The organism is Immundisolibacter sp. (assembly GCF_041601295.1).
Lineage (GTDB): Bacteria > Pseudomonadota > Gammaproteobacteria > Immundisolibacterales > Immundisolibacteraceae > Immundisolibacter.
In genome coordinates this window covers 18,053-27,390 of sequence record NZ_JBFIII010000035.1, presented here as the reverse complement: position 1 = coordinate 27,390, position 9,338 = coordinate 18,053, and the positions used below count along the sequence as shown (strand labels likewise).

At 62.8% G+C, this 9,338-nt stretch carries 9 protein-coding genes; 5 read left to right on the top strand and 4 right to left on the bottom strand.

Features of this window, described 5'->3' with window-relative positions; translation table 11 throughout:
• Positions 1–124: 124 nt before the first annotated feature.
• The 3 genes from ABZF37_RS06520 to ABZF37_RS06510 all read left to right on the top strand — a co-directional run bounded on the left by ABZF37_RS06520 (position 125) and on the right by ABZF37_RS06510 (position 2,573).
• Positions 125–409 (top strand): DUF1330 domain-containing protein, encoded by a 285-nt coding sequence (locus ABZF37_RS06520; protein WP_372718037.1) that lies wholly within the window; start codon positions 125–127, stop codon positions 407–409.
• A gap of 32 nt (positions 410–441) precedes the next feature.
• Positions 442–1,416, top strand: a complete 975-nt coding sequence (locus ABZF37_RS06515) for a dihydrodipicolinate synthase family protein (RefSeq protein WP_372718035.1) — start codon at positions 442–444, stop codon at positions 1,414–1,416.
• Between the two features lie 299 nt (positions 1,417–1,715).
• Complete coding sequence (locus ABZF37_RS06510) at positions 1,716–2,573, top strand: SDR family NAD(P)-dependent oxidoreductase (protein ID WP_372718032.1); 858 nt, start codon at positions 1,716–1,718, stop codon at positions 2,571–2,573.
• Positions 2,574–2,903: 330 nt separating this feature from the next.
• Here ABZF37_RS06510 and ABZF37_RS06505 read toward each other — a convergent pair whose 3' ends face one another.
• The 3 genes from ABZF37_RS06505 to ABZF37_RS06495 form a co-directional block, all read right to left on the bottom strand.
• Positions 2,904–4,799, bottom strand: a complete 1,896-nt coding sequence (locus ABZF37_RS06505) for an NAD(P)-dependent oxidoreductase (protein ID WP_372718039.1) — start codon at positions 4,797–4,799, stop codon at positions 2,904–2,906.
• 363 nt (positions 4,800–5,162) lie between these two features.
• Positions 5,163–5,432 (bottom strand): RNA recognition motif domain-containing protein, encoded by a 270-nt coding sequence (locus ABZF37_RS06500; RefSeq protein WP_372718030.1) that lies wholly within the window; start codon positions 5,430–5,432, stop codon positions 5,163–5,165.
• 435 nt (positions 5,433–5,867) lie between these two features.
• The gene (locus ABZF37_RS06495) at positions 5,868–6,473 is read right to left on the bottom strand and encodes an HNH endonuclease (RefSeq protein WP_372718028.1); all 606 of its coding nucleotides are present in this window, start codon (positions 6,471–6,473) and stop codon (positions 5,868–5,870) included.
• Positions 6,474–6,637: 164 nt separating this feature from the next.
• Between ABZF37_RS06495 and ABZF37_RS06490 the strand changes: the two genes are divergently transcribed.
• Both ABZF37_RS06490 and ABZF37_RS06485 read left to right on the top strand, forming a co-directional pair.
• Entirely contained in the window at positions 6,638–7,840 is a 1,203-nt protein-coding gene (locus tag ABZF37_RS06490) for a RuBisCO large subunit C-terminal-like domain-containing protein (protein ID WP_372718026.1), read from the top strand.
• Complete coding sequence (locus ABZF37_RS06485; RefSeq protein WP_372718024.1) at positions 7,837–8,298, top strand: cupin domain-containing protein; 462 nt, start codon at positions 7,837–7,839, stop codon at positions 8,296–8,298. Before ABZF37_RS06490 ends, ABZF37_RS06485 begins: the two co-directional genes overlap by 4 nt.
• A gap of 57 nt (positions 8,299–8,355) precedes the next feature.
• On the opposite strand, the gene ABZF37_RS06480 is transcribed toward ABZF37_RS06485, so the two are convergent.
• Complete coding sequence (locus ABZF37_RS06480) at positions 8,356–9,312, bottom strand: SH3 domain-containing protein (protein ID WP_372718022.1); 957 nt, start codon at positions 9,310–9,312, stop codon at positions 8,356–8,358.
• Between the last annotated feature and the right edge of the window lie 26 nt (positions 9,313–9,338).

Below are 9,338 nucleotides of genomic sequence, written 5' to 3'. Positions count from 1 at the left end.
CGCCAACGCGGTGGCAGACGCGATTGGCGCAGCGGTCATGGAATTGCCGGTCAGCGCCGAGCGCGTTTACGCCTTGCTGCAACACACCCGCCGCCCGCGCGCGGCCTGAATCAGGAGCCCCGATATGGCCGTCATCATGCTCGCCACGCAGAAAGTGAAGGACTGGGATTTACTCGCGGAGTACCGCAAGGGGGCAGGACCCATCGTGCGTCGCCATGGCGGCGAGCTGCTTGGGCGCAGCAACACGCCGGAATGCCTGCACGGCGAGCCGGCCGACTCAGCGATAGTGTTCCGTTTCCCCAGCCGCGAGGCGGTCGACGCCTGGCTTGCCGACCCGGACTACCAGCCGCTGAAGATCATCCGCGACCGTGCAGTCGACATGAATCTGTTGATTGTCGACGCGATGTAACGCATACCCCCAAACCAAACAGAGAACTCACCATGCCCACGCAACTGCCATTCACCAAATCGGAAGCCAAGACCTGGGCCAAGCAGACTCTCCGAGACTGGTACGACTGCCCGTGCACGCCATTCCTGCCCGACGACAGCCTTGATGAGGACGGCCTGCGGCGCAATACCGAGTACTACATCGACATCGGCGAGAGCGGTCTTGTGGTTGGCGGCTTTGTCGCGGAGTGCTGGAACACATCGGTAACCGAGTGGATGCGTTACCACGAAGTCATCGCCGAGGCAGCCGACGGGCGCATTCCGTTGCATACGATCATCTTCGACCAGAGCGTCCATCAGGCGATGGAGAAGCTGAACTTTGTCGAGAAGCTCGGCTACGTGGCGGCCGAGGTGGTCACGCCCATCGTACAGCTGCGCTCGGACCAGGAAATCTACGACTACTTCAAATACCTGGCCGATCACTCGAACCTGGCGCTTTTGTTTTACCGCTCCATGGTGTCCGGCCATCTGATCAGCCTGGACCTGTGTCGCCGGCTGGCGGAGATTCCAAGTTACGTGGGCATGAAGCAGGGCAGCTTGAACCACGTCGACTCGGTCAAGCTGCGACGCATGGTGGGGGACGATTTCATCGTCAGTGACCCGATCGAAACCCATTGGTTGAACGACCTGCGCCACGGCGGGCAGGTGCTGTACGGCGCCTTCCATCACATTGCCTATGGCAAGAAGCGCCATTTGCTTGAGGAGTACACGGCCCTGGCCCGCGCCGGCCAGTGGGACGCGGCCTTCGAGAAGTGGACAGAACTCACGCCGGTGCGGGATCTGGCCGACGAAATCATGCTGGCACCCCTGGCCGGCAACTTCACCTATGCCACCTTGCTGGGCAACCTGAAAGCCTGGTACGAGGCGATGGGCCTGGCGATGGGCGTCATGCGTTCGCCGATTCGTCAGGTAACACCGGAGAAGAAAGAATGGCTACGCGGGCGCCTGAAGGAGCTGGGCGTCATTTGAACCGCCCGCAATAGGGTTACGCCGGGCGATCAATGCGATGTCGAGAGCGAGCGCCCCCTGGCGCGATCAGTTGCTTGCGCAGTATTTGCCGAGACGTAGGGGGCCGCTGGTTCAAGCTGTGGTTCCCGTCGTGCAGAGAGGTACGGCCTGAAGTAATGGCTGTAGGCCATTGTTTCTGTGAGCCATTGAAAACTACTTTTTCGTTCGAGGCTGAGAAAGCCGGGACGGGTTTGGTCGGCGCTCGGTGATATCGATAGCGGTCGTCCGGGACGGTCATCCCGGGGCAACGGAGAGGCAGCATGCAGGCTCAACTTTCTGATCGCGCAATCATTGTTACCGGCGGTGGCAGTGGGCTGGGGCGCGTCATGTCCATCGCATTGGCCGAAGCGGGTGCGCGCGTGGTAATCGCCGAGGTCAATCAAGTGCACGCCGATGAAGCCCTCGCCGAGGCCAGGCACAAGGGCCTGGCGGAGCGGATCAGGCACATCCCCACTGATGTGACGGATGCGTCCTCAGCGCAGGATACGGTTGCCGCAACGGTGGAGCACTTCGGCAGCTTGTTCGGACTGGTCAATTGTGCCGGCATCGGCTATCACGAGAACGGTGTGGCCGTGATGCCGCCGCCACCGTTTTACGAGTTGCAACCGGCAGGCTGGCGCCAGGTGATTGACGTAAATCTGAACGGACCGTTCTTCATGGCACGGGCTGCGGTACCGCACATGCTTAAAGCGAAGGCGGGCCGCATCGTCAACGTCACCACCAGTTACGGCACCATGCAGCGGCCGCGCATGTCTCCCTACGGGCAGACCAAGGCGGCTTTGGAGACTGCCACGATGATTTGGTCGCGGGACCTGGACGGCAGTGGCGTTACGGTAAACGTGCTGATTCCGGGCGGCGCGGCCGATACCAGGCTGATCCCGGATGCCCCCGGAACCGGATTGCGCGGTCCCGGCAACAAACTCGTGTCACCGAGCGTGATGGCGGCGCCCATTGTCTGGCTGATGTCGGATGCGTCCAGCAAAACGACCTGTCAGCGGTTTATCGGCCAGTGGTGGGATCCGGCCCTTCCGGCGGACGAAGTGGCCAAAAAAGTCGGGCGACCCGCTGGCTGGCCCATACCGCAAGGACAGGGTGGTGATGAGGGGCTTGCCGATTAGGAGCGCCCCAGCTCGCTGTACCCGGGGTATTTGTTGCCACTGAACAAGGCGGGCCTGCATTCAGGCTCGACCGCAACGCGACCTCCTTGGCCAGGTGCGCGCCTGCGACTGCCTGGCGTTGCCGGCACCGGCGTCGAGTAGCTGCCAGATCGCGGCTAGGGTCCGGATGAGGATCGGTGCGTATCAACGGTCACCCGTGACCGACGCTGTGTGGAGCGACTGCCAGTCGCCGATTGGTTGTTGCTTTGGCCACTGGCGCGAAGATCCGGCCGGGATCTTCGGCATGGGTGAGGAACTTCTGCCGTGCCGCTAAGTGCGGTGATCAGAGCGCTATTCCAGAGCTTCGAGACCTAATTCCCGGCCATCCAGGGTAATGCCGGCCCAACGCTGCATGACCTCGATCTTCTGCGCGATGCCGCCGTAATAGCCCAGATCGCGGCAAAACAACTGATACAGATGATAGACGGCTTCGCCCAGGGGATTGGGCACCGCGCTGGCATGTGATATCTGCGACATCTGGCGCAGATCCTTGGTCATCAAGCCGACATAGAAGCCGCCCTTCATCGGTTCCGGGTTCAGCAAGCCGCGGTTGTGGGTCCAGAAGCTCGCGCCGGTGCCGTGATCCAGCACTTCTGCGACCGACTGATAGTCGACGCCGTGCCTGGCGGCGACCAGCAAACCTTCGATCAGGCCAACGCCTACCACCGCGCACACCATGTTGTTCACCATCTTGGCGATCTGGCCGGCACCCAGCGGGCCGAGGTGAAACAGATGGCTGCAGAAGTGGTCGAGCACCGGGCGGGCCAGCGCGACATCCTCGGCTGCCCCGCCGATGATGAACGTGAGGTTTCGTTCCGGGATTGCAAGCGCACCACCACGCTCGCCAGTGATCGCCGCATCCATCAGCCGCATGCCGCGTGCGCTCAGCCGGGCCGCGAATTCGCGGGTCTGCTCCGGATAGCCGCTGGTGGTGTCTATGACCAGCAGGCCCCGATTGTCAGCGGCGGCGACACCATCGTCGCCGAAAAGTACCTGTTCGACGACGCTGGATTGCGGCAGGGCAAGGATCAGGAGTCTGCACGTCGCGGCGACTTCGGTGGGCGATGCGCAGGGGCGCATTCCCTGACCGGCGGCCTGCGCCATCCTGGCAGGGTCGAGGTCATAGCCGTACACCTCAAGCCCGTCCTGGACCAGGATGTTGCTGATAGCCGCGCCGATGTTGCCCAGCCCGATAATGCCGACCGTCTGTCGCGCCGTGGTCGGGTCGACGGCTGGTCGGGCATCCGTCGCCTCGCGCGGGCGCAATTCCAGCTTCACGTCCGCCCACGCTTCCATGACATTGGCGATCTGCATGATGCTGGCGCGCTCGCCGACGGTACGCGCCGCAATACGACACAGGTGGCCGGCAAGATCCATCACCGGCGTTGGTACGCGAGCTTCCTGTGCCAGTTGGCTCATATAGGCCGTGTCTTTTTCCAGCAGCCCGATGTGGGCACCGGGCCGGTCGCGATCGAGGAACAGCTCCGGAAACCGGGCGAAGGTCGTCAGGCCGGTGCCGACCCGCATGACCTCCAGGTTCTGCCACAGGTCCAGGCCATGCTTGGCGGCCACCAGCAGCCCTTCCACGGTCGCCATGATGGCAATGGAAGCGCAGCTGTTGTTGACCAGTTTGACGATCTGCCCCGCGCCTGTGGGGCCGACGTGGCGCAGTTCAGTGCCCAGCAGGTCCAACACCGGACGCGCGCGTTCGACGTCGGTGGCGGCTCCCCCGATGATGAAGGTGAGCGCGCCCTCGCGCACTGCGTTGGCCCCGCCGGTCGGCGCGGTGATGGCCGCATCGATGTAACAAATTCCGAGCGAGGCCAGCTCAGCGGCAATGGCTATCGACTGCCTGGGGTAGCCACTGGTGGTGTCGATCACCAACCGGCCGGGTCGCGCCGATCGGGCCAACCCGTCGGCTCCAAGACATGCCACGCGGACGGCGTGCGAATCGGGCAAGGACAACAGCACCAGGTCGCACGCGGCGCCCAATTCGGCGGCTGAGCCGACGATCTGCACACCTTGGGTCGCGGCTTCCCGACAACGCTGAGGTTCGATATCGAATCCCCACACTTGATGCCCTTGGCTGACCAGGCGCGAGGCCATCGCAGTTCCAAGGCTGCCCAGGCCAATTACCCCGATAGGGTTAGTATTCATCCGCCTCTCCGTGTGCCGTGATTGTCCAATTTTTGTGGGTGATCATCGGTGCCATATTCACGAAAATCAACCGATTGGCCCAGCAGAAGGCGGCCGACTCCCCGTAATGCGACTACGAATTCGGCGAATCAGGCCAACGCGCCAACGGATGCGCATTTGTCGGGCCTGCCACCGAACAGCGTGGTTTGTCGGTGGTTATCGATTTGGACAGTGGATTCGTGCACCGTGGGTGCCGCTTCATGAATCGGCGGTTCCCTTGGGAGGCGAAAAAAGAACAATCAAAGTTGACGGTATAGCCTCGCTTTCGTCGTTGAGCATCAATTGTTATGAGCAATAAAAAACCCTGCGGCGCACACGGCGCCGCAGGGTTTCAAAAAGCTCAGGCGACTGGGCTTAGCGCGGATGGCGCGCGGGACGCTCTTCTCTTTCCTGCGCTTCGTTGATGCGCAGTGCACGTCCGCCAAGGTCGGCGCCGTTCAGTCGTTGGATGGCGACCGCGGCAGCGGAAGGATCCATTTCGACGAATCCGAAACCGCGGGGCCGGCCGGTTTCGCGGTCGTTGATAAGTTTTACCGAATGGACGGAACCGTGCTGCTCAAACAGAGTGCGCAGCTCGTCTTCCGACACAGTAAAAGGGAGATTGCCAACATAAATCGAAGTCATATTAAAAAACCACTTACAAATAAAGAGACGAATTGGGCAGGCAACGCTTGCCCGAATGGTCCCTGGATATCCAAAACCGCTGTCCGTTGGTGTCCCCGCAGGTTCGGAGAATACACACAGCCGCTGGTCAGCGCGTTGTAGCCTGTAATTTGGTTACAAATCACTGGCTGATTCCTGACAGAACCCGCCCGCAAACCCGCAGCTGAAAAAACAGACGGGGTCAGCCTACGCCTAATTTTGCGCACTGTATATGACGCGGCAAAAAATCGAGGTCAGCTTAGGCAGGCTGGTAGCTGCGTGCAGCACGGTACTGGTCGTCAAGCTCAGCCCACCAACCCGAGCAGCGGCAGTTCATCGCAGGGGTTAAGGACCTTATGGCGCTCGCCCACATGGAACGGACACGCAGCGCGGCGCACAAAGCGCGGCAAACAGGCCTCAGGCCAGTTGTGCTCTCAGGCGCGCTTGCAGTGGGCTCGTGCGGGGAAAGTGCGCGAGCAGGAATTCCATCTGGTCAGCCAAAATTCGCCGGCCGCGCAAATAGACATATTCGGCATGGGTTGGCAGGAAGGGTATGGCTAATAGCTGCATACCGGCTTGCTCTGGTGTTCGGTTGGCTTTGTGATTGTTGCAGCGCTTGCAGGCGGTGACCACGTTGACCCAGGTGTCATCGCCGCCGCGGCTGAGTGGGCGCACGTGGTCGCGCGACAAATCCCGCGCCAGAAACCGCTGGCCGCAATACAGGCAGGTGTGCGCGTCGCGCTTGAACAGCGCCGGATTGTTGAGCGGCGGGGAATAGGTTTCGCGGCAGCGGCGCAAAGCGGACTGGTCGCCGATGGTGGCGATGATCGAGTTGACCTCCACAACGCTTCGCCGTCCACTGGCGGCGTTGATGCCCCCGTGCACGCAGAACAGCGGGTTGCCGCAGGCATAAGCCACGTGGCCAAAGCAATACAGCCGTACCGCCTCTTGATAGTCCACCCATTCCAGGGGCATGCCAGACACGTCGGTCCGCAGCACCTGCTGTGAAAGCTGTTGCGTCATTCGGGTACCCGTCGCCCCTGTTGTTGACTTAACTTCAGCACTGTATCAAGTGTTAGCCGGGATGTGTAACCAGTATCGCCGCACGCGGCAAGCGCGGTCTGATCGCTGCGCGTCCATTCACGGGCTGGGATAAAATCACCAACCCTCCCGACCGTCCGAACCTCATGTCTGTCAATGTTGGCCGGCGCACTGACGCCGACGCACCTCCGCTCGGACGTGTCCTGTCGATACCGGGCACGGTAGCGCCTGGTGTCCGGGCCGACGGTCGGCTTGGTGTGCGTTATGTCTTGGCCCTCGGCCGCAATGAGGATCCGGCGCGCAAGGCCGCATTGATCGGTTTGGAGCAAACCGTGGAGCTTCCGCGGGACCTGGTGGCGCCGGAGCTGCTGGAGCGCATGGCCGGTCGCGTCGAACAGGTCTCGCATTCCGGACCTCGGCGCGCGCAAGTCCAGCTTTCCTACAGCCTGGACGCTATCGGCGACGATTTGCCCCAGTGTCTGAATCTGTTGTTTGGCAATATTTCGCTGAAACCGGGCATTCGCATCGTTGGCCTCGATTGGCCAGCGGCGCTGCTACGGAGCCTGGGCGGCCCGGGCTATGGCATTTCCGGGTTACGCGCCTTGACCGGCGTCGCCAATCGCGCGCTTCTGTGCACGGCGCTGAAGCCCATGGGGTTGTCGGCGGCCGAACTGGCGGTGCGCTGCGAAGCGTTCGCGCGCGGTGGTATCGACATCATCAAGGATGATCATGGCTTGGCCGACCAACGATGCGCGCCGTTTGGCGAGCGTCTGGCGTTATGCCAGGCGGCGGTCACCCGCGCCAATGCCCAGACCGGCGGCCGCAGCCTGTACTTTCCAAACGTGACCGCCTCGGCGGCGCGGCTGCCAGAGCGCCTGGCGGCGGCCAGGGATGCCGGCTGTCGTGGGGTGCTCATTTGCCCGTGGCTGGTTGGTCTGGATACCCTGCAACTCATTCGTGACCAGTTTGGCCTCGCCGTACTGGCCCACCCGGCGCTCACCAGCGGGTTGTTTGGGCGTAGCGCAGGCATTTCCGCGGAGTTGGTGCTCGGAGACCTGTTCCGGCTGGCTGGTGCGGATGCCGTCATCTATCCGAATGCTGGCGGCCGGTTTAATTTCTCCGCCGCCACCTGCGCCCGTATCAATACCCATTTGCGTGGGCCCCTGGGTACAGTCCGGGCCAGCCTGCCAGCCCCGGCTGGCGGCATAGACGTAGCCCGCGCCGGGCATTGGCTGCGCTGCTATGGTCCGGATACGATGTTGCTGATCGGCGGCAGCCTGTACGCGCAGGGTGATCTCACGCGGGCAGCCGCCGCGCTGCGGCGTGTGGTGGAGTGCAGCGCGTCATGAGCAAGCAACGCTCGCGGATAGTGCGTAGTGATGGCTTCTCCTGGCCCCAGGTGGCGCTGCGCGAGTACAAGACAGATCGCAGTCCGTTTCGTGACATTACCCGGCGCACGCTGCTTGGCGAAGGTAGTGATGAGGGCGGACTTGGTGCCTTGGTGCGCTACTTCGAGGTCCAGCCGGGCGGTTACTCAACCCTGGAACGACACCAGCATCCGCACGCCGTGGTGATCATCCGGGGGCGGGGGAGGGTGATCCTTGGCGATCAGGTGGAGCAGGTCGCGGCGTTTGACTGCGTATATGTGGCGCCGCAGTGTTTTCACCAGTTTCACGCCGACGGCGAGGAGCCGCTCGGCTTCCTGTGCGTGGTCAGCCGCGAGCGCGACCGGCCACTGTTGCCGACGGCGCAGGAACTGAAGCAGCTGCGCTCGGTGGAGGCCGTGGCCCGCCTGCTGAAGGTCTGAAGCCAACACAAAAAAAGGCCCGCTGGCAACACGCCAGCGGGCCTTTTTAACAAGCGATCAGCGGACGATGTAGTCGCTATGAATCCAGCCACTGCGACCGGCCGCGTCCACCTGCCACCAGGCACCTTGTTTCTCACCGGTCGGGGAGACCGGCGTGCCCTTGGTCACCAGCATGATCACCGGCGATTGCGTGGACGGGCCCGAGCGCATGTTGACGTCCGACAGGGTCGTGTAACCGGATGCAGATGGCCGCGTGGCCGCCGGCTGAGTGACCTGAAGTTGCGACACCAGCTTGTTGTGGGCATCCAGGAAGGCCGCTGACACGATCTTGCCGATATCCGTACTGGCATAGGCTCCTCCGCCGGCGCCGACCAGCCCGCCGAAGGCGAGACCACCGAAGCCCAGATCGCGCTTGCTGGCGCTACCTTCGGCAGCCGCTTCCTGGACACCGGTGCGCACATTGGTCAGGAACAACGTGACCTGCGATTCCATGTTGGTCCACTTGATTCCCCCAGCAATGGCGCCACCGATGCCCGGGATGAGCGCGCCCAGGCCCATGCCACCGCCACCGGCATTGGCGTCCTTGAAGATCACGTTGGGCGTAATCAGGAAGTCCGCCGCCTTCATCTGCCCGGCGCCCATATTGCTGCCGCTTTGCAGCTCGCCCGCAGAGGCCATGGCCCGTTCGCGTTGTAGTGCCTGACTGGCCTGGCCGCGGTCCACGACCTGGAAACAGTTGCTTTGCGCCATCATGATGCGCAGCAGGGGAATGGGGCTGGTCAGCCCAGCCTGCGCCAGCATCGGGTTGTCCTGTTCGATCAGGGCGGCGGTGCCGATGGGGCTGGCGCAGTGCGTGAGCTGCGGGGCCGCGCCCTGCGACCCGGCGGCGCCGGCCGAGCCCGTAACCATGGTGCCACCACCGCCAAGCCTGGTCTGCTGCATGTCGGCGCAGCCGGTAAGTACTACCGCGATACAGCCGACGAGGCCGCGGGTCCAATTCTTATTGCTGAACATAGCGTCTCCCTGAGTCGTTGAGCTGG

Bases quoted from the DNA above. Each gene is read 5' to 3' on its own strand.
- ABZF37_RS06490 (WP_372718026.1), top strand. From the start codon at position 6,638: ATGTCTGTCAATGTTGGCCGGCGCACTGACGCCGACGCACCTCCGCTC.
- ABZF37_RS06480 (WP_372718022.1), bottom strand. From the start codon at position 9,312: ATGTTCAGCAATAAGAATTGGACCCGCGGCCTCGTCGGCTGTATCGCG.
- ABZF37_RS06500 (WP_372718030.1), bottom strand. From the start codon at position 5,432: ATGACTTCGATTTATGTTGGCAATCTCCCTTTTACTGTGTCGGAAGAC.
- ABZF37_RS06520 (WP_372718037.1), top strand. From the start codon at position 125: ATGGCCGTCATCATGCTCGCCACGCAGAAAGTGAAGGACTGGGATTTA.
- ABZF37_RS06515 (WP_372718035.1), top strand. From the start codon at position 442: ATGCCCACGCAACTGCCATTCACCAAATCGGAAGCCAAGACCTGGGCC.
- ABZF37_RS06510 (WP_372718032.1), top strand. From the start codon at position 1,716: ATGCAGGCTCAACTTTCTGATCGCGCAATCATTGTTACCGGCGGTGGC.
- ABZF37_RS06495 (WP_372718028.1), bottom strand. From the start codon at position 6,473: ATGACGCAACAGCTTTCACAGCAGGTGCTGCGGACCGACGTGTCTGGC.
- ABZF37_RS06485 (WP_372718024.1), top strand. From the start codon at position 7,837: ATGAGCAAGCAACGCTCGCGGATAGTGCGTAGTGATGGCTTCTCCTGG.